The sequence below is a fragment of the Pseudomonas sp. P129 genome (assembly GCF_020312195.1).
In the GTDB taxonomy this organism is placed as follows: domain Bacteria; phylum Pseudomonadota; class Gammaproteobacteria; order Pseudomonadales; family Pseudomonadaceae; genus Aquipseudomonas; species Aquipseudomonas fragariae.
The window spans coordinates 1-16,689 of sequence record NZ_JAGPYS010000017.1 but is presented as its reverse complement, the minus strand read 5'-3'; the positions used below and the strand labels follow the sequence as shown (position 1 = coordinate 16,689).

Below are 16,689 nucleotides of genomic sequence, written 5' to 3'. Positions count from 1 at the left end.
CCGTTGCGATGAGGTGGGTGAGTGGTTGGGCTCATACCAGCTTTCCGGTGCTCATCAGGCTGGACATGAGCGGCATTTCGATGGCGGTCGGATCGGTGAAGCGGCGAATATCGAACGGGCTGATCAACGTGCGCGTGCTGCCGGTGCTGATCAGCTCGGCCATGACGTCACCGACGCCGGGACCAAGCTGAAAACCATGGCCGCAGAAGCCAAACGCATAGAACAGGCCGTCGACTTTGCCGCTGCGGCCCATGATCGGCAGCGAGTCCGGCGTGTAACTCTCGATGCCGCTCCAGACGCGGATGATGTTCAGCTTTTCTGCGCCCGGTAGCAGGCGTTTCATCTGTTTCATCTGGTTGATCAGGCTCTCCGGCTTGAAGTAGGCGCGGCGGTTGAGCATGTCCGGTTTATTGCGATTGCCGCCTCCGATGATGATGTTGCCGCGCGGGATCTGCCGGAAATAGATCACTTCCTCCTTGATCTTGGTAAACACCCCGATCACCGTCGGCAGCGCGTAAGGTATCGGTTCTGTCACCGACATCTGCGGTCCGTTGGGCTCAAGAGGGACAGACTCGCCGAACTGCTCGGCGAGCCTGGCGCCCCAGGCACCGGCAGTGATGAGCAACTGTTCGGCGACGAATAGCTGTCCATCGGCGGTGGTGACCTGAAACTCGCCACCGACCTTCTGCACCTCGATCACGTCAGTGCGCTCTTCGATTCTTGCACCTGCACGAATCGCCGCACGGGCGAACGCGGGGGCTGCCAGCCTTGGGTTGGCGTGCCCGTCATGCGGCGCATAGGAACCGCCTTTGACTTGTGCACCGAGAAACGGAAAACGGTCGTGCAGCGCCTTGCCGGAAAGGATCTGCAAGTCCAGCTCGCGGGCTTCCGGGGCGGCGGCATAGGCCTCCAGTTCGGCGATTTCGTCTTCGCGATAGCAAACACGCATATGCCCGCTGGGAATGAATTCCAGGTCTTCGCCGATCAGTTCCGGCAGGCGCTTCCACAGTGCCCAGGAGCGATTGGACAGTTCCAGTTGGCCGAGAAACCGTCCCTGACGGCGCACGTTGCCGAAATTCACGCCGCTGGCGTATTGGCCGATCTGGTCGCGCTCCAGCAGGGTGACCGAACGGCCGTGCTGGCGCAGAAAAAACGCGGAGGATGCGCCCATGAAGCCGCCGCCGATAATCAGGACATCGCTTTTTTGTGGGGTCATGAGGGGCTCCCGGTCATGTTGATTGGCTGCAACGCGCCAGGGCTTCGATCTCGATCAGGTAACCGTGGTGCAATTCCGGGACCGGCACTACCGCGCGCGCAGGGCGATGCTCGCCCAGATAGCCCGCGTAGAGGCGGTCGAAGGCAGGCCAGTGCTGGACGCCTGCGATGTAAATGGTCACTTTAAGCAGGTCATCCGTGCTGCATCCCGCTGCGCCAAGGATGGCCAGCAGATTGTCCAGCGCCACGGCGGCCTGGACCTCGAACGGCTCGCCGACGCTGTGACTGCCATCGGCGCGCACCGGCAGTTGTCCGGAAACATGCAGCGTGCCTTGATGCAGCATCGCCTGCGAATAATGCCCGCCGGGTGCTGCAGCCCCGGGCGTACTGATCGGTTTCATCTCACCAGCCATGCAGACGACTCCAGGTATGGATTGCGCCTTCGCTGTCGCAGGCGTGGTAGTCGGGGAATTGCGCGCCGGTGGCACAGGCGTGATTGGGCAGAATGCGCAGCCGGCTACCGATGGGAAAACGCTCGCTGATGTCGGTCTCGCTGCCCGCAGCAAGCGTGATGATGCCGTGCTCCTGATTGGCACCGGTGACCCGTGCACCGTCGATCCACTCGCCAGTTTCGTTGCACACCTGGCCATAGCCGAAATCCTCACGCTGGCGCTGAGTGCCACGGTCGCGACTCATGGCCATCCAGCCTGCGTCAACGATGATCCAGCCCTTGTCCTGCTGATGGCCGATGACCGTGGTCAACACGCTCAGGGCCAGCTCATCTGCCCGGCATACGCCAATGTTGTGCATCACCAGATCGAAGAACACATACACCCCGGCGCGAACTTCGGTCACGCCGTGCAGGCTCTGCGCCGACAGTGCCGTCGGGGTCGAACCGATGCTGACGTCCGCACAGGGCAGCCCTGCCTGGCGAATCCGCTCGGCGGCGCTGACGCACAGCCTGCGTTCCTGTTCGGCGAGGGCTTGCAGCGCTTCAGGGGTGTCGAGGTCATAACTGGACCCGGCATGGGTCATTACCCCACGCAGTTGCATGCCGCCGTTGACCAGCGTGCTCGCGACCTCGACCAGCGAGGGGTCTTCGACGGTCAGCCCGGAGCGATGACCGTCGCAATCGATTTCAATCCACACGTCGAAACGTTCGTCATGCGCCTGGCCGAAAACCGCAATCGCCCGGGCCGCCGCTACGCTGTCGGTCAGGATGCTCAGGCGGCAGCCCTTGCGCCGCAGTCTGAGTGCCTGCTCCAGCTTGCCGGGTGCAATGGCGACGGCATAGAACACGTCGTCGATGCCTTCGGCAAAGCAGTGCTCGGCCTCCTTTAATGTCGACACCGTGACGCCGCTGGCGCCCGCTGCAATCTGCGCCTGAATGACCGGCAGGCATTTGCTGGTCTTGACGTGTGGGCGCAAGCGCACGCCCAGTTCATTCATGCGTTGTTGCATGCGCTGGATATTGTGCTGCATGCGCGACACGTCGAGCAGCGCGACAGGCGTATCGAGAGAAGACAGGGAGGCTGACATGGAAAGCGCTCGTGTGACTGGGTACGACAGCCACTCTACGCAGCGATGATGAAGCTGTGGTTCAATGCGTGATCATCAATCCTTAAGCTGAAGTGAATGATCGCCATCGAAGACCTGCGTCTGGCCGTGACCCTGTCGCGCTGCGAATCGCTCAGTGCTGCCGCCAGAATCCTCAATGTTTCGCCGCCCGCATTGTCGATGCGTTTGCGCAAACTGGAGACGCAACTGGGCATCACCCTGGCCAGTCGCGACGCCAGACGCCTGAGTCTGACCGCTGATGGCGAGCGTTTCGCCCGCGAAAGCGCACAGTTGCTGGAGCAACTGGAGGCACTCCCGGAGTCCTTCAGGCAGCGTGATGAACGGCTGGTGGGCACGCTGCGCCTGGCAGCACCGTTCGGTTATGGACGCCAGCGCATTGCGCCGCTGTTGGCGCGCTTCGCCAGGCTGCACCCGCGGTTGTGTCTGCAGCTGGACCTGCGCGAAACACCCTGGCCGGACCGTCATGACAGCGATGCGGTGATACACATCGGCAGCCTTAATGACAGTCAGTGGATCGCCAGGCCGTTGGCACAGAATCATCGCTGGCTGTGCGCCAGCCCGGCGTATATCGAACAGCATGGTGTGCCCTCGACGCCCGAGCAGCTGGCCGGCCATCGCTGCATCTGCATTCGCGAAAACGATGAAGACGTCACCCTCTGGCACCTGAGTAAGGGCCAGACGAAAAAGACCCTGCGCATCGAGCCCGCGCTGCTCAGCAACGACGGCTCGGTCGCCCGGCGCTGGGCCGAGCAGGGGCTGGGCATCGTGTTGCGCTCGCAGTGGGACGTCAGCGACGCCATTGCCAGTGGCAGGCTGGTGCGGGTGCTTGCCGATTGGCAGCTGGCCAGTGCGCCGATCAACCTGCTGGTGCCTGTACGCAAGCATCGCAGCGCACGGGTACAGGCGTTGACCGAGTTTCTCGAGACAGCCCTGAAAGCCTGATTCGGCACAGTACCGGCACGCTGTTGGTCGCTGGGTTGAACACCTTAATTGACGCTCACGGCAACGCGCGGGTATAAACCGCGTCTTGTGTTTTTGTCGGATTTTTCTCCATGAGCTTCAGCCCCCTGATTCGCCAGTTGATCGATGCCTTCCGCGTGCTGCCGGGCGTCGGTCAGAAAACCGCTCAGCGCATGGCGTTGCAGTTGCTGGAGCGCGACCGCAGCGGCGGTTCGCGGCTGGCGCAGGCATTGGGGCAGGCGATGGACGGCGTGGGTCACTGTCGCTCATGCCGCACGCTGACCGAAGAGGAACTCTGCCCGCAATGCGCAGACCCGCGGCGTGATGACACGCTGCTGTGTGTGGTGGAAGGCCCGACGGATGTCTATGCGGTGGAGCAGACTGGCTATCGCGGTCGTTACTTCGTGCTCAAGGGCCACCTGTCGCCACTCGACGGCCTGGGACCGGAGGCCATCGGCATTCCGCAATTGATGGAGCGCATCAGCCAGCAGGGCACCTTCACCGAGGTGATCCTCGCCACCAATCCGACGGTGGAAGGTGAAGCGACGGCGCATTACATCGCCCAACTGCTCCACGACAAGGGCCTGGTCGCGTCGCGCATTGCTCACGGCGTTCCGTTGGGTGGCGAGCTGGACCTGGTCGACGGTGGCACGCTGGCGCATTCGTTTGCAGGGCGCAAGCCGATTGCAATGTGATGCCGACCAGCGCCTCGGCTGTCAGTAGCGCGGCGTGATATCGCGTTCGACAGGCGGCGCGTCCGGGTCCTGACCTGCTGGAAATTTGCCTTTCAGGTGCCAGGCGAACGCGATGATTTCGGCAATCGTGCGGTACAGCGGCTCTGGAATACTGTCGCCCAGCTCCATGCGTGCCAACAGCTTGACCAGTTCGGCGTTCTCATAGATCGGCACTTCGTATTCGCGGGCGATGGCCAGGATGGCCTCGGCCAACTGGTCGTCGCCCTTGGCGCTGAGCGTCGGGGCGTGCTGGCCGTCATAGCTGAGGGCGATAGCCTGGCGCGGAGTGTGATCGGGTAGGCTCATCAGGCGTTCTCATCAATCCAGCGTTGTTCGAGCGCGGTGCGCGGACCGCTCGGCGGTGCGCCGTGGCTGCAGGCCAGTTCGCCCACCTCCAGACCGCAGGCTATCAGCCGTTCGCGCAAGTACCCCAGTTCATGTTCAATCAATGCCGCGCTGTCGGGGCGCTCGGCCCATAGCTGGCTGGACAGTGTGCCGCGCAATAGTTGCGCATGCACCTGCAAGGGGCCCAACGGTTCGAGGTCGAACGCCAGGTCGACTTTCCAGAGCTTTTCCCGGGTGTCCTTGATCTCGATACCATCACGGTCTTCGGCCGCTTCCTGATCCGGCTTGTCTTCACGCTGCACCTTGACCTGCAAGGGCACAATGTCGTGGGCGTTGCGCATCGGCACTTCCAGCTGCCAGGTGGTCACCTGGGTGCCGTCGGCGTTGCTACGCGTCTGTTCCAGCCCGCCCAGTTGATGGCTCTGCAGGCGTGAGACAGCAGCCGCCGCGAGCTTGAGGAGGATTTCCAGATCATCCTCCTTCTCGCCACCGCCGACCGTGCGCGATGGCAACGGAAAAATGCTGGGCTGAGTGCGTGCCGCAACCAGGCCCAGGGTGCCCAGCGCATTGCGGATTGCATTGGGCATCGTGCGCGCCAGGGTATTGGAGGCCGCCGCTGCGCCGTAAGACATATTGTCCGGCAGGCCGGGAAGGATCTGGGCGATCAGGCGCATCAGGTTGGCCTTCATGTCCGGCATTTGCGCCGGGTTCAAGCCGGCCAGCAGCCTGGCTTCCAGAAAAGCGCCGCTGGCGTTGAACGCCTGGGCCACGCCTTTGGGCGTGGTCATCTGCTCGACGTCGGGCAGGTCGGCGAGCAACTGGTTGATACTGGCCTGCAGCGGTGCGCTGATGGGCGAGTTATTACTGGTCGGGCTGCCGGACTGCAGGTTTTGCAGGGCGTTGATCAGGGTGTCCAGCGAGCCTTGGCGATTTTGCTGTGCGGACAGTTGCTGCGCCACGGCCAGTTGGTCGAAACGACCGGGCAGGGCCACGAAGTTGAGTGCCTGATTGCCTTGTACCTGAGCGCTCAAGAGGCTGCCGACCGTCAGCGGCTGCGGGCTCTCGATGGTCAGACTGGAACCCGCCAGCGCCGTGTTGAGCAGCATCACGATGGAGCGGTAGGTGGGCGTCGCAGCGGCCGGGTTCTGGCCGGCCAGTTGATTGACCGCCTGAGCGATCACCTGGCTGGTCATGACTTTGCCCTGCAGCAGCGTGCCGACCGGTAATTGTCGGGTATCGATGCTGGTCATCGAGTTTTTCATCGCGCTGTTGAGTTGCTGCAGCGTCAAGGTCAGCTCGTTAGCCGACGCCTGCGACACTTGCAGCAGGCTGCCGGGCGTGAACGGGACGCTGCTGGTGACCGGTAAATTGGTCAGGCTGCCGTTGGCGAGCACCAGCCGCAACAGCAGTTGGAAGTTCTGGTTGACCTGCTTGAGGGTCAGCACTTCGGCGTTGGCGGTTTCGCCTTCGGGGATCAGATTTTCCGCCGATTGCAGCATGGTCAGCACTTGCGCGGGGGAGATGCCGGCGCGCAACAGTGTCAGAGTGGCGTTTGTTGCCGGAACGCTGGTGATGTCGCCTGTCATTGAACTATCGACCCGAGGAAATTGCCCCTTTGATAACAGGACTCGCATGTATAATACCGGCCAAAACCGGACCAGCCGCCATTAACTTCTCTTCATGTAACGGCCGTATCAACCCCGACTTGAACCGCGTTTTACTCCGTATGTGTCTGTTTTGGCACATTTCGCGACGCAAAACACTGGAAACGCCCGATGATCCCAGCCACCCCATTTTTGCAAGCGACGGCTCTGGCGTGTGAGCGGGACGGGCGGATGCTGTTCGAAAACCTCGATCTTCACCTGCACACAGGCGACATGCTGCAGATCAGCGGTCCCAACGGCTGCGGCAAGACCAGCCTGCTGCGCCTGCTGTGCGGGCTGATGCAGCCAACGGCCGGGCAAATCCTGCTCGACGCGCAGCCACTGGGCCGGCAGCCCGCCGCACCGGGCCGCAAACCGTTGTGGATCGGTCATGCGCCAGCGATCAAGGATGTGCTGACGCCGCTGGAAAACCTGTCCTGGCTCAGCGCACTTCACCAGCCGGACGGTGCCGATGCCGATACCATTGCCACCGCGCTCGATGCGGTCGGCCTGGCAGGTTTCGAGGATGTGCCCTGTCACACCTTGTCGGCCGGGCAGCAGCGTCGCGTCGCGCTGGCACGTCTGTATCTGCCGGGCCCGCCACTCTGGCTGCTCGACGAGCCGTTTACCGCGCTCGACCGCCAAGGCATCGAGCAACTGGAAAACCATCTCGCCCGGCACTGTGAACACGGCGGTATGATTGTCATGACCACCCACCACAGCCTGAACCGCCTGCCTGCGGGCTATCGGGACCTCGACCTGGGGCAATGGTCAGCATGAGCAATGTGTTTGTCCTGCTGATGCTTCGTGAGGTGCGGCTGCTGGCGAGGCGCCCGGCAGAGCTGGCCAACCCGCTGGTGTTCTTTGCGATCGTGGTCGCCCTGTTCCCGCTGGCGCTGGGACCGCAGACGCAATTGTTGCAAACCTTGTCGCCGGGGCTGGTCTGGGTGGCGGCACTGCTGGCCGTGCTGCTGTCGCTGGACGGGCTGTTGCGCAGTGATTTCGAGGATGGCTCGCTGGAGCAGTGGGTCCTTTCGCCGCACCCGCTGGCCCTTCTGGTGCTGATCAAAGTGCTGGCACACTGGGTTTTTTCCGGGCTGGCACTGGTACTGTTGTCACCTTTGCTGGCATTGATGCTCGGGCTGCCGGTGCAGTGCCTGCCGGTGTTGATGGTTTCGCTGCTGCTGGGCACCCCGGTGCTCAGCCTGCTGGGCGCATTGGGTGCAGCGTTGACCGTGGGTTTGAAGCGTGGCGGCCTGCTGCTGGCATTGTTGATTCTGCCGCTGTACATCCCGGTACTGATTCTGGGCAGCGGTGCATTGCAAGCCGCGCTGCAGGGCATGCCGGCGACTGGCTATCTGCTGTGGCTGGCCAGCCTGGCGGCGCTGGCGATCACCCTGACACCCTTTGCGATAGCCGCTGGCCTGAAAATCAGCATCGGCGAATAATTGAGGTTCCGGGATCGAGACTTCGATGCCGGTCAACACCCTGGATGTACCCTGATGAAAAGCAACGCCATGAAAAGCAGCATCGGTTGGGCCTGGCTGCACACGCTCGGCTCGCCGAAAGGTTTTTATCGCGTCAGCGCACGCCTGCTGCCCTGGATGAGTGTTGTCGCTGTGCTGTTGCTGGTCATCGGCATGGTCTGGGGCCTGGCGTTCGCGCCGCCGGATTACCAGCAGGGCAACAGCTTCCGGATCATTTATATCCACGTACCTGCCGCGATGCTCGCCCAGTCCTGTTACGTGATGCTGGCCGTGTGCGGGCTGGTCGGGCTGGTCTGGAGAATCAAGCTGGCCGATGTCGCGCTGCACTGCGCTGCACCCATCGGCGCGTGGATGACCGCGCTGGCGCTGGCGACCGGCGCGATCTGGGGCAAGCCCACCTGGGGGGCATGGTGGGTCTGGGACGCGCGACTGACCTCGATGCTGATTCTGCTGTTCCTGTATTTCGGCCTGATCGCGCTGGGCAATGCCATCAGTAACCGCGACAGCGCCGCCAAGGCCTGCGCGGTGCTGGCGATCGTCGGCGTGGTGAACATTCCGATCATCAAGTATTCGGTCGAGTGGTGGAACACCCTGCATCAGGGGTCGACGTTCAGCCTCACGGAGAAACCCGCCATGCCGGCTGAAATGTGGCTGCCGCTGCTGTTCACCACGCTGGGTTTCTACTGCTTGTTCGGCGTGCTGTTGATGATGCGCATGCGTCTTGAAGTGTTGCGTCGCGAAGCGCGCACCCAGTGGGTCAAGGCCGAGATTCTGCGCAGCCTGGGGCACACAGCAGCGCAGTCGGAGAACACGCTTTGAGTTTTGCATCGTTCAGCGATTTTCTTGCCATGGGTCGCCACGGGGTATTTGTCTGGTCGGCCTACGGCCTGTGCCTTGTGGTGCTGCTGATCAACGTGGCGCTGCCGCTATGGGCGCGGCAGCGCTTTCTGAAACAGCAGGCGCGTCGCCTGAAGCGGGGGAATCGCCCGTGAACCCGCTACGCAAAAAACGCTTGTTGATCATTGTCGCGCTGCTGGCCGGTGTCGGTCTGGCCGTGACCCTGGCTCTCAGCGCCTTGCAGGAAAACATCAACCTGTTCTACACCCCCAGCCAGATCGCCAATGGCGAGGCGCCACTGGATACCCGCATTCGGGCCGGCGGCATGGTCGAAAAGGGCTCATTGCAGCGCTCGGCCGATTCGCTGGACGTGCGTTTTGTGGTCACCGATTTCAACAAGTCGGTAACCATCACCTATCGAGGCATTCTTCCCGATCTGTTTCGCGAAGGGCAGGGCATCGTGGCGCTGGGCAAACTCAATGCACAGGGCGTAGTGGTGGCCGACGAGGTACTGGCCAAGCATGACGAGAAGTACATGCCCCCCGAGGTCACCAAGGCCCTGCGGGACAGCGGTCAGGCAGCACCGGCTGCGTCTCCCACACCCGTCAAACAGGGTTGATCGATGATTCCCGAACTCGGCCATCTGGCCATGATTATGGCACTCGGCTTTGCGCTGGTGCAGGCCATCATTCCGCTGATCGGCGCGTGGCGCGGTGACCGCTTGTGGATGAGCCTGGCCCGTCCGGCAGCCTGGGGCCAGTTCAGCTTTCTGATCTTCGCCTTCGGTTGCCTGACCTACGCGTTCATGGTCGACGACTTCTCTGTCGCCTACGTTGCACAGAACTCCAACACCGCGCTGCCCTGGTACTACAAGTTCAGCGCCGTGTGGGGCGCGCATGAAGGTTCGTTGCTGCTTTGGGCATTGATTCTCGGTGGCTGGACCTTCGCCGTGTCGGTGTTTTCCCGACAGCTGCCGCAGGTGATGCTGGCGCGGGTCCTCGCCGTGATGGGCATGATCAGCCTGGGTTTCCTGTCGTTTCTGATCCTCACCTCAAATCCGTTCGCGCGTCTGTTGCCGCAGATGCCCGCGAATGGACGTGATCTGAACCCGTTGTTGCAAGATATTGGCCTTATCGTGCATCCGCCGATGCTGTACATGGGCTATGTCGGCTTCTCCGTGGCCTTTGCATTCGCCATCGCCGCCTTGCTCGGCGGTCGACTCGACGCTGCCTGGGCGCGCTGGTCCAGGCCGTGGACGCTGGTGGCCTGGGCCTTTCTCGGCATCGGCATCAGCCTGGGCTCGTGGTGGGCGTATTACGAGTTGGGCTGGGGCGGCTGGTGGTTCTGGGACCCGGTGGAAAACGCCTCGTTCATGCCCTGGCTGGTGGGCACTGCGCTGATTCACTCGCTGGCGGTCACGGAAAAACGCGGCGTGTTCAAGAGCTGGACGGTATTGCTGGCCATTGCTGCGTTTTCACTGAGCCTGCTGGGCACGTTCCTGGTCCGTTCCGGGGTGCTGACCTCCGTGCACGCCTTTGCCTCGGACCCGGCGCGCGGCGTGTTCATCCTGATGTTCCTGCTGATCGTGGTGGGTGGCTCGCTGACCCTGTTCGCGATTCGCGCACCGGTGGTCAAAAGCCACGTTGGATTCGGTCTGTGGTCGCGGGAAACCCTGCTGCTGGGCAATAACCTGTTGCTGGTGGTTGCTGCGTCCATGATTCTGCTGGGCACCCTTTATCCGCTGGTGATCGATGCCATGAGCGGCGCCAAGATGTCGGTCGGGCCGCCGTACTTCAATACACTGTTCGTGCCATTGATGGGCTTGCTGCTGGTGGTGATGGCGGTCGGCGTACTGGTGCGCTGGAAGGACACGCCGCTGAAATGGCTGCTCGGCATGCTGGCCCCGGTACTGATTGGCAGCGTTGTTCTGGCGGTGCTTGCCGGTCTGCTGCTGGGCGATTTCCAGTGGGCGGTGCTGGCGACCCTGATGCTCGCCGCCTGGGTGCTGCTGGCCGGGTTTCGCGACCTGCTCGACAAGACTCGCCACAAGGGGCTGATCAGCGGCGCACGCAGTCTGACCCGCAGCTACTGGGGCATGCAGCTGGCGCACCTTGGCATTGTCGTGTGCGCGCTGGGTGTGGTGCTGTCGAGCCAGAACAGCGCCGAGCGCGATTTGCGCATGGCCCCCGGCGAGTCCACCGAACTGGGTGGGTATACCTTTGTCTTCGAGGGCGCCCGGCATTATGAAGGGCCGAACTTCACCTCGGATCGGGGCACCGTTCGCGTGCTGCGCAATGGCGTTCAACTGACCGAACTGCACCCGGAGAAGCGCTTCTACACCGTGCAGCAGTCGATGATGACCGAAGCGGGCATTGATGCCGGTTTCAGCCGTGACCTGTATGTCGCCCTGGGTGAACCGCTGGGCGATGGCGCGTGGGCCGTTCGGGTTCATGTCAAACCGTTTGTGCGCTGGATCTGGCTTGGCGGCCTGCTGACCGGTCTGGGCGGGGTGCTGGCGGCGCTGGACCGGCGTTATCGCACCCGGGTGAAGAACAAGGTGCGCGAGGCGTTGGGTATGTCGGGAGCTGCACAATGAAACGTTGGGTCATGGTACTGCCACTGGTGCTGTTTCTGGGCGTCGCGGCGTTCTTGTATCGCGGTTTGTATCTGGACCCCGCCGAGCTGCCCTCGGCACTGATCGGCAAGCCTTTTCCGGCATTTTCGCTACCGGCGGTGCAGGGCGAGCGGATGTTGAGCCGTGCCGATCTGCTCGGCAAACCTGCGCTGGTCAACGTTTGGGGCACCTGGTGCGTGGCCTGCCGGGTGGAGCATCCGGTGCTCACCCGGCTGGCGCAGCAGGGCGTGCTGATCTATGGCGTGAATTACAAGGACGTCAACGCCGACGCGCTGAAATGGCTCAAGGAATTTCATGATCCGTATCAGTTGAATATTCGTGATCAGGACGGCTCTCTGGGGCTCAATCTGGGGGTGTACGGTGCGCCGGAAACCTTCCTGATCGACGCTCAAGGCATCATTCGTTACAAACACGTCGGGGTCATCGACGACGCAGTCTGGCGCGAAAAGTTTGCCGCGCGTTATCAGCAACTGGTTGATGAGGCACGGCCATGAAGCGCCGTCTGTTGATCGTCCTGCTCAGCGTGCTGTGCTCAGGCATTGCTCAAGCGGCCATCGACGCTTATGCCTTTCGCGACGACGCCGAGCGCGCGCGCTACAGCGAACTGACCAGAGAACTGCGTTGCCCGAAATGCCAGAACCAGGACATCGCCGACTCCAATGCGCCGATTGCCGCTGATTTGCGCAAGGAAATCTACCGCATGCTGGGCGAAGGGCAGAGCAACCAGCAGATCATCGATTTCATGGTCGATCGCTATGGTGATTTCGTTCGCTACAAGCCGAGCCTCAATGCGCGTACCTGGCTGTTGTGGTTCGGGCCCGCCGCTCTGCTGGTCGGCGGGCTGGCGGTGATCGGCTTTATCGTCAGCCGACGCCGCAAGGCGCAATCCGCACAGGCCGATGAGCTTTCCGAAGATGAAAGGCAGCGTCTTGCCACCTTGCTGGATGAGCACCGCCCATGATCGATTTCTGGATGGCAACCGGGCTGTTGCTGGTGGTTGCGCTGAGCTTCTTGCTGATTCCGCTGTTGCGCGGCCATCGCGCGCAACGGGAAGAAGACCGCACGGCTCTGAACGTGGCGTTGTATCAGGAGCGACTGAACGAATTGCAGGTTCAGCAGGAGCAGGGCGTGTTGTCGGTGATGCAACTGCAGGCTGCACGTGCCGAAGCAGCGCGCGAGCTGCTTGCCGACACCGAAGGTGCGGAGCCCGACCGGACTTCGCGCCTGGGCAAGCCCTTGCTGGTGCTTGCTGCGCTGCTGGTCCCGATGTTGGGGCTGGCGGGCTATCTCCAGCTGGGGGCTAGCGACCGGGTTGAACTGAGTCGCGAATTCGCTCGACCACCGACCTCGCTGGCAGACATGACCCAGCGTCTGGAGCGCAGCGTGCAGGCTCAACCGGACTCAGCCGAAAACCTGTATTTTCTGGCGCGCAGCTACATGGCGCAGAACCGCCCGGGTGATGCCGCGCAGATGTTCGAGCGTTCGGTAGCGCTGGCCGGACGGCAGCCCGAGTTGCTCGGACAATGGGCTCAGGCGCTGTATTTCGCCAGCGACAAGCACTTCACACCCCAGGTGCAGGCGCTGACCGACGAAGCGCTGCAGGCTGACCCCAGGGAAGTCACCAGCCTTGGTCTGCTGGGGATTGCCGCTTTCGAAACTCAGCGCTATCAGGCGGCGGTGGATTACTGGACCCGGTTGCTCGCGGCGCTGCCCGCAGATGACGCATCGCGTTCGGCGCTGGAAGGCGGCATTGCCCGCGCCAGAGAAAACCTCGCCAAACGCCCTGCAGACGCGGCGCCTGCTCCTGCGGTTAAGGCGAAGTCGATTAAAATTCATGTCGAGCTGGCTGCGGCGCTTCAAGGCAAGGTAAGGCCGAACGACAGCGTGTTCATCTTCGCCCGCGCCATCAATGGCCCGGCGGCGCCTTTGGCGGTCAAACGCATTACCGTGGCGGACTTGCCTGCCGAGGTGGAACTGAGCAATGCCGACGCAATGATGCCGCAACTGAACCTGTCGAACTTTGCGCAAGTCCAACTGGTTGCGCGAGTGTCTCGCGCAGGGCAGCCAACCACCGGTGAGTGGGTCGGCCGCAGTCAGCCACTGGCCAGTGATTCCGGGGTTCAGCAGGCGTTGACCATTGACAGTCCGGATAACTAGAGAATTCGCTTATGTACCGTACCGCACGCATCACCTTGTTGGGTCTGGTCGTTGGCCTGAGTGCCTGTGCTGTCCAGCATCCGGCACCGCCACATAGCCAGGAGCCGATCCTCAACCTGCCGGGTGGCCAGCAGCCCGGCGCGCCGCGTCCGAGTAGCGCGCCTTCGGAGCCTGCCAAGGCGCCTGCCGCAGCGCCGAAATCCTCGGCCAGCTTCGCGCCGCCACCGGGCGGCGGTAGCCACTGGGACCCGCGCCTGGGCGTGTACGTGATGGACGATCAGCCCAATACCTTCTATCGCCAGCGCACCTACTATCAGTGGAATGACGGCTGGAGCTGGGCAACCAGCCCCAACGGTCCGTGGCAGGCGACTGATGTCAGTGGCGTGCCGGCAGGGCTGGGCAAACAGTTCAGTAAATGATTCAGGCTTGAATAAAAACGGCGACCTTGCAGGTCGCCGTTTTGCATTGCCTGAGCGGCTTATTTGCCCGGATAGATCTGGTCGAACACACCGCCGTCGATGAAGTGGGTCTTCTGCACTGTGCGCCAGTCACCGAAGGTTTTCTCCACCGAGAGGAAGTCCACTTTCGGGAAGCGATCCGTATACTTGGCCAGCACCTGCGGGTCACGCGGGCGCAGGTAGTTTTTGGCCGCGATTTCCTGGCCTTCCGGTGACCACAGGTATTTCAGGTATTCCTCAGCCAGGGGGCGGGATCCTTTCCTGTCCACGACCTTGTCGACCTCACTGACCGGTGGCTCGGCTTCTGCCGACACGGACGGGTAGACCACTTCGAACTGGTCGCGACCGAATTCACGGGCGATCATTTCCGCTTCGTTCTCGAAGGTGACCAGCACGTCGCCGATCTGGTTGGTCATGAACGTAGTGGTCGCACCACGGCCGCCGGTATCAAGCACTGGCACATGGCTGAACAGATCACCGACGAATTTCTTCGCCGCCGCTTCATCGCCGCCTTTTTTCAGGGTGTAGCCCCAGGCCGACAGGTAGGTGTAGCGGCCGTTGCCCGAGGTTTTCGGGTTGGGCACGATGACTTCGACGCCATCCTTGATCAGGTCCGGCCAGTCTTTGATCGCCTTCGGGTTGCCTTTGCGCACGATGAACACCGTGGCCGAGGTGAAGGGCGCGCTGTTGTTTGGCAGGCGGCTGACCCAGTCTTCCGGCACCAGCTTGCCATTGTCGGCCAGGGCGTTGATGTCAGTGGCCATGTTCATGGTGATCACGTCAGCCGGCAGCCCGTCGATGACCGAACGCGCTTGCTTGCTCGACCCGCCGAAGGACATCTGCACGGTCACCTCTTCATTCTTCTCGGCTTTCCAGTGCTTCTGGAAGGCGCTGTTGTAGTCCTTGTAGAAATCACGCATCACGTCATAGGAGACGTTGAGCAGCGGCGGAGCTGCCTGGGCAGCGTTGGCAAAAGCCAGGCCGGCGGCCAGTAGCGAGGCGGCGAAGAGTTTAATCACTGCAAGGTCCTTGAGATGAAGCGTCATGTGACAAGCCTGATGGCGTAATGCCGCGACACTATCAGCATCGTGCCTGCGGTTTAAAGACCGAAAAGATCTTTGCTTATGCCTTGTGCTCTGTTTTTGTAAACAATTGATTGCCGCAGCGTGAGCAGAACGCCGCGCCATGCTCGTGAAGGTTTTTCGAGCACACCGGACAATCGTGTTTCAGCTGCTCGCCGCGCATGGCGTTGGCCAGCTCGGCGGTGAATATCCCGGTGGGCACGGCGATGATCGAGTAACCGGTGATCATCACCAGCGAGGAGAGCATCTGGCCGAGCGGGGTCTTGGGCACTATATCGCCAAAGCCCACCGTCGTCAGGGTCACGATGGCCCAGTAAATGCCCTTGGGAATGCTGGTGAAACCATGCTCCGGACCTTCGATCACATACATCAGTGTGCCGAACACCGTGACCAGCGTAGACACCGTGACCAGAAACACGATGATCTTCTGCTTGCTGCCACGCAGCGCCGCCAGCAGGTAATTGGCCTGGCGCAGGTAGGTGCCGAGCTTGAGCACCCTGAAGATCCGCAGCATACGGATGATCCGCACGATCAGCAGGTATTGCGCATCGCTGTAATAGATCGACAGCACGCCCGGCACGATCGCCAGCAGGTCCACCAACCCGTAGAAACTGAAGGCGTACTTCAGCGGCCGTGGCGAGCAATAGAGGCGCAGCATGTATTCGATGGCAAACATCAGCGTGAAGCCCCATTCGATCCACGCGAAAAGCATCGCGTAATCACGATGAATACTCTCGATGCTGTCGATGATAGTGACCAGCAGACTGAGCAGAATCGCGACCAGCACCGCCTTGTCAAACATCCGCCCGGCAGGTGTATTGGCCTCGAAAATAACAATATGCAGCCGCTCGCGGCGGCTGAGAGAGCTGTCCATGGTGCTTCCCGAATCAAAGATCGGGAGAGCCTAGGAGCATTGGGTGGTTGAGTGCAAGCACACAAGCACCCTGGGAGCGAGCCGGGCGACGCTTCGCTGGCTCGGGAAGAGGTCGTTATAGCCGCCGTAAAGGTGACCTTAGTTGAATCTCAATCCAATCTACCTGACATCAAAAAAACGCTGTGTGACGCAGAGCGTCACGAACGGCATTCCCACGCGGAGCGTGAGGAACGATAGTCAAAATCGCATTAACTACCACCGAAATGCTTTTCGAACACGATGGCACTGACAACGCAGAATGCGACGTTAGTGACGGCTGAGTCCTGGCGCTGATCCGGGGGTAGCCTGGCAGGACGCCAGGCTAGCCGCACCGGGCCATGGAGGGCCCGTTGCGGCGACCCCCGGATCAGTGACAGGGCGAAGGAACCCGACGAAGTCGGGCCGGAAACCGGAGCGAGGGGGGTTGCCTACTTTGGCCCCATCAAAGTAGGTCGCCGAGGGGCGAAAAGGTGACCTGAGCCGAACCCTATCCACCTGACAACGAAAAACCGCTGTGTGACGCAGAGCGTCACGAACTGCATTCCCACGCGGTGGACTGCCCCCCGAAAGTTGGACAGTTTTAGCTCGCCGCCTGAGCCCTGTATTTTACGGGGCTCAAGCCGTTTAGCTTCAGCTTGATGCGGT

Annotated in this window: 19 protein-coding genes; 12 read left to right on the top strand and 7 right to left on the bottom strand. The window is 61.9% G+C overall.

Annotation, left to right across the window (positions count from 1 at the left end):
- Nucleotides 1-31: 31 nt before the first annotated feature.
- The 3 genes from KBY02_RS24545 to KBY02_RS24535 are packed head-to-tail and all read right to left on the bottom strand — an operon-like array spanning nucleotide 32 to nucleotide 2,754.
- On the bottom strand, nucleotides 32-1,216 hold the full coding sequence (locus KBY02_RS24545; protein ID WP_122319929.1) for an NAD(P)/FAD-dependent oxidoreductase: 1,185 nt from the start codon (nucleotides 1,214-1,216) through the stop codon (nucleotides 32-34).
- A 13-nt stretch (nucleotides 1,217-1,229) separates the two neighbouring features.
- Nucleotides 1,230-1,628 carry a RidA family protein gene (locus tag KBY02_RS24540; RefSeq protein WP_011268409.1) on the bottom strand — a complete coding sequence of 133 codons (399 nt, stop codon included), beginning with the start codon at nucleotides 1,626-1,628 and terminating at the stop codon, nucleotides 1,230-1,232.
- The gene (locus tag KBY02_RS24535) at nucleotides 1,618-2,754 is read right to left on the bottom strand and encodes a DSD1 family PLP-dependent enzyme (RefSeq protein WP_032655010.1); all 1,137 of its coding nucleotides are present in this window, start codon (nucleotides 2,752-2,754) and stop codon (nucleotides 1,618-1,620) included. The genes KBY02_RS24540 and KBY02_RS24535 overlap by 11 nt, the downstream gene beginning before the upstream one ends.
- Nucleotides 2,755-2,850: 96 nt before the next feature.
- Here KBY02_RS24535 and KBY02_RS24530 point away from each other — a divergent pair, with 96 nt between their 5' ends.
- Complete coding sequence (locus KBY02_RS24530) at nucleotides 2,851-3,735, top strand: LysR family transcriptional regulator (RefSeq protein WP_032655008.1); 885 nt, start codon at nucleotides 2,851-2,853, stop codon at nucleotides 3,733-3,735.
- Between the two features lie 110 nt (nucleotides 3,736-3,845).
- The gene (gene recR, locus KBY02_RS24525) at nucleotides 3,846-4,448 is read left to right on the top strand and encodes a recombination mediator RecR (protein ID WP_004408165.1); all 603 of its coding nucleotides are present in this window, start codon (nucleotides 3,846-3,848) and stop codon (nucleotides 4,446-4,448) included.
- Between the two features lie 21 nt (nucleotides 4,449-4,469).
- Here the strand turns inward: recR and KBY02_RS24520 are convergent, their stop codons facing one another.
- Both KBY02_RS24520 and KBY02_RS24515 read right to left on the bottom strand, forming a co-directional pair.
- Nucleotides 4,470-4,793 (bottom strand): EscU/YscU/HrcU family type III secretion system export apparatus switch protein, encoded by a 324-nt coding sequence (locus KBY02_RS24520; protein WP_003370273.1) that lies wholly within the window; start codon nucleotides 4,791-4,793, stop codon nucleotides 4,470-4,472.
- On the bottom strand, nucleotides 4,793-6,418 hold the full coding sequence (locus KBY02_RS24515) for a flagellar hook-length control protein FliK (protein ID WP_032655005.1): 1,626 nt from the start codon (nucleotides 6,416-6,418) through the stop codon (nucleotides 4,793-4,795). Before KBY02_RS24515 ends, KBY02_RS24520 begins: the two co-directional genes overlap by 1 nt.
- A gap of 189 nt (nucleotides 6,419-6,607) precedes the next feature.
- Between KBY02_RS24515 and ccmA the strand changes: the two genes are divergently transcribed.
- The 10 genes from ccmA to KBY02_RS24465 are packed head-to-tail and all read left to right on the top strand — an operon-like array spanning nucleotide 6,608 to nucleotide 14,010.
- Nucleotides 6,608-7,255, top strand: coding sequence for a cytochrome c biogenesis heme-transporting ATPase CcmA (gene ccmA / locus KBY02_RS24510; protein ID WP_024640414.1), 648 nt, complete (start codon nucleotides 6,608-6,610; stop codon nucleotides 7,253-7,255).
- The gene (ccmB, locus tag KBY02_RS24505) at nucleotides 7,252-7,923 is read left to right on the top strand and encodes a heme exporter protein CcmB (RefSeq protein ID WP_004408170.1); all 672 of its coding nucleotides are present in this window, start codon (nucleotides 7,252-7,254) and stop codon (nucleotides 7,921-7,923) included. Before ccmA ends, ccmB begins: the two co-directional genes overlap by 4 nt.
- 54 nt (nucleotides 7,924-7,977) lie before the next feature.
- Nucleotides 7,978-8,781, top strand: coding sequence for a heme ABC transporter permease (locus tag KBY02_RS24500; RefSeq protein ID WP_004408171.1), 804 nt, complete (start codon nucleotides 7,978-7,980; stop codon nucleotides 8,779-8,781).
- Complete coding sequence (gene ccmD, locus KBY02_RS24495) at nucleotides 8,778-8,954, top strand: heme exporter protein CcmD (protein ID WP_011268404.1); 177 nt, start codon at nucleotides 8,778-8,780, stop codon at nucleotides 8,952-8,954. The genes KBY02_RS24500 and ccmD overlap by 4 nt, the downstream gene beginning before the upstream one ends.
- The gene (gene ccmE, locus KBY02_RS24490) at nucleotides 8,951-9,418 is read left to right on the top strand and encodes a cytochrome c maturation protein CcmE (RefSeq protein WP_004417065.1); all 468 of its coding nucleotides are present in this window, start codon (nucleotides 8,951-8,953) and stop codon (nucleotides 9,416-9,418) included. Before ccmD ends, ccmE begins: the two co-directional genes overlap by 4 nt.
- A gap of 3 nt (nucleotides 9,419-9,421) precedes the next feature.
- The gene (locus tag KBY02_RS24485) at nucleotides 9,422-11,395 is read left to right on the top strand and encodes a heme lyase CcmF/NrfE family subunit (RefSeq protein WP_032655001.1); all 1,974 of its coding nucleotides are present in this window, start codon (nucleotides 9,422-9,424) and stop codon (nucleotides 11,393-11,395) included.
- A complete protein-coding gene (locus KBY02_RS24480; protein WP_024659628.1) occupies nucleotides 11,392-11,928 on the top strand; it encodes a DsbE family thiol:disulfide interchange protein in 537 nt (178 codons plus the stop codon). Before KBY02_RS24485 ends, KBY02_RS24480 begins: the two co-directional genes overlap by 4 nt.
- The gene (locus KBY02_RS24475; protein WP_024659629.1) at nucleotides 11,925-12,395 is read left to right on the top strand and encodes a cytochrome c-type biogenesis protein; all 471 of its coding nucleotides are present in this window, start codon (nucleotides 11,925-11,927) and stop codon (nucleotides 12,393-12,395) included. Before KBY02_RS24480 ends, KBY02_RS24475 begins: the two co-directional genes overlap by 4 nt.
- Nucleotides 12,392-13,591 (top strand): c-type cytochrome biogenesis protein CcmI, encoded by a 1,200-nt coding sequence (ccmI, locus tag KBY02_RS24470; protein WP_129449742.1) that lies wholly within the window; start codon nucleotides 12,392-12,394, stop codon nucleotides 13,589-13,591. The genes KBY02_RS24475 and ccmI overlap by 4 nt, the downstream gene beginning before the upstream one ends.
- Before the next feature lie 11 nt (nucleotides 13,592-13,602).
- Entirely contained in the window at nucleotides 13,603-14,010 is a 408-nt protein-coding gene (locus KBY02_RS24465) for a hypothetical protein (protein ID WP_004408187.1), read from the top strand.
- Between the two features lie 59 nt (nucleotides 14,011-14,069).
- Here the strand turns inward: KBY02_RS24465 and KBY02_RS24460 are convergent, their stop codons facing one another.
- Together KBY02_RS24460 and KBY02_RS24455 are read right to left on the bottom strand one after the other, a co-directional pair.
- On the bottom strand, nucleotides 14,070-15,095 hold the full coding sequence (locus KBY02_RS24460; RefSeq protein ID WP_004408188.1) for a sulfate ABC transporter substrate-binding protein: 1,026 nt from the start codon (nucleotides 15,093-15,095) through the stop codon (nucleotides 14,070-14,072).
- Between the two features lie 76 nt (nucleotides 15,096-15,171).
- Entirely contained in the window at nucleotides 15,172-16,005 is an 834-nt protein-coding gene (locus KBY02_RS24455) for an ion transporter (RefSeq protein WP_004408189.1), read from the bottom strand.
- Between the last annotated feature and the right edge of the window lie 684 nt (nucleotides 16,006-16,689).

Bases quoted from the DNA above. Each gene is read 5' to 3' on its own strand.
- ccmB (WP_004408170.1), top strand. From the start codon at position 7,252: ATGAGCAATGTGTTTGTCCTGCTGATGCTTCGTGAGGTGCGGCTGCTG.
- KBY02_RS24500 (WP_004408171.1), top strand. From the start codon at position 7,978: ATGAAAAGCAACGCCATGAAAAGCAGCATCGGTTGGGCCTGGCTGCAC.
- KBY02_RS24480 (WP_024659628.1), top strand. From the start codon at position 11,392: ATGAAACGTTGGGTCATGGTACTGCCACTGGTGCTGTTTCTGGGCGTC.
- KBY02_RS24475 (WP_024659629.1), top strand. From the start codon at position 11,925: ATGAAGCGCCGTCTGTTGATCGTCCTGCTCAGCGTGCTGTGCTCAGGC.
- KBY02_RS24520 (WP_003370273.1), bottom strand. From the start codon at position 4,793: ATGAGCCTACCCGATCACACTCCGCGCCAGGCTATCGCCCTCAGCTAT.
- KBY02_RS24515 (WP_032655005.1), bottom strand. From the start codon at position 6,418: ATGACAGGCGACATCACCAGCGTTCCGGCAACAAACGCCACTCTGACA.
- KBY02_RS24455 (WP_004408189.1), bottom strand. From the start codon at position 16,005: ATGGACAGCTCTCTCAGCCGCCGCGAGCGGCTGCATATTGTTATTTTC.
- KBY02_RS24460 (WP_004408188.1), bottom strand. From the start codon at position 15,095: ATGACGCTTCATCTCAAGGACCTTGCAGTGATTAAACTCTTCGCCGCC.
- KBY02_RS24540 (WP_011268409.1), bottom strand. From the start codon at position 1,628: ATGGCTGGTGAGATGAAACCGATCAGTACGCCCGGGGCTGCAGCACCC.
- KBY02_RS24535 (WP_032655010.1), bottom strand. From the start codon at position 2,754: ATGTCAGCCTCCCTGTCTTCTCTCGATACGCCTGTCGCGCTGCTCGAC.
- ccmA (WP_024640414.1), top strand. From the start codon at position 6,608: ATGATCCCAGCCACCCCATTTTTGCAAGCGACGGCTCTGGCGTGTGAG.
- ccmI (WP_129449742.1), top strand. From the start codon at position 12,392: ATGATCGATTTCTGGATGGCAACCGGGCTGTTGCTGGTGGTTGCGCTG.
- KBY02_RS24545 (WP_122319929.1), bottom strand. From the start codon at position 1,216: ATGACCCCACAAAAAAGCGATGTCCTGATTATCGGCGGCGGCTTCATG.
- KBY02_RS24465 (WP_004408187.1), top strand. From the start codon at position 13,603: ATGTACCGTACCGCACGCATCACCTTGTTGGGTCTGGTCGTTGGCCTG.
- KBY02_RS24485 (WP_032655001.1), top strand. From the start codon at position 9,422: ATGATTCCCGAACTCGGCCATCTGGCCATGATTATGGCACTCGGCTTT.
- KBY02_RS24530 (WP_032655008.1), top strand. From the start codon at position 2,851: ATGATCGCCATCGAAGACCTGCGTCTGGCCGTGACCCTGTCGCGCTGC.
- recR (WP_004408165.1), top strand. From the start codon at position 3,846: ATGAGCTTCAGCCCCCTGATTCGCCAGTTGATCGATGCCTTCCGCGTG.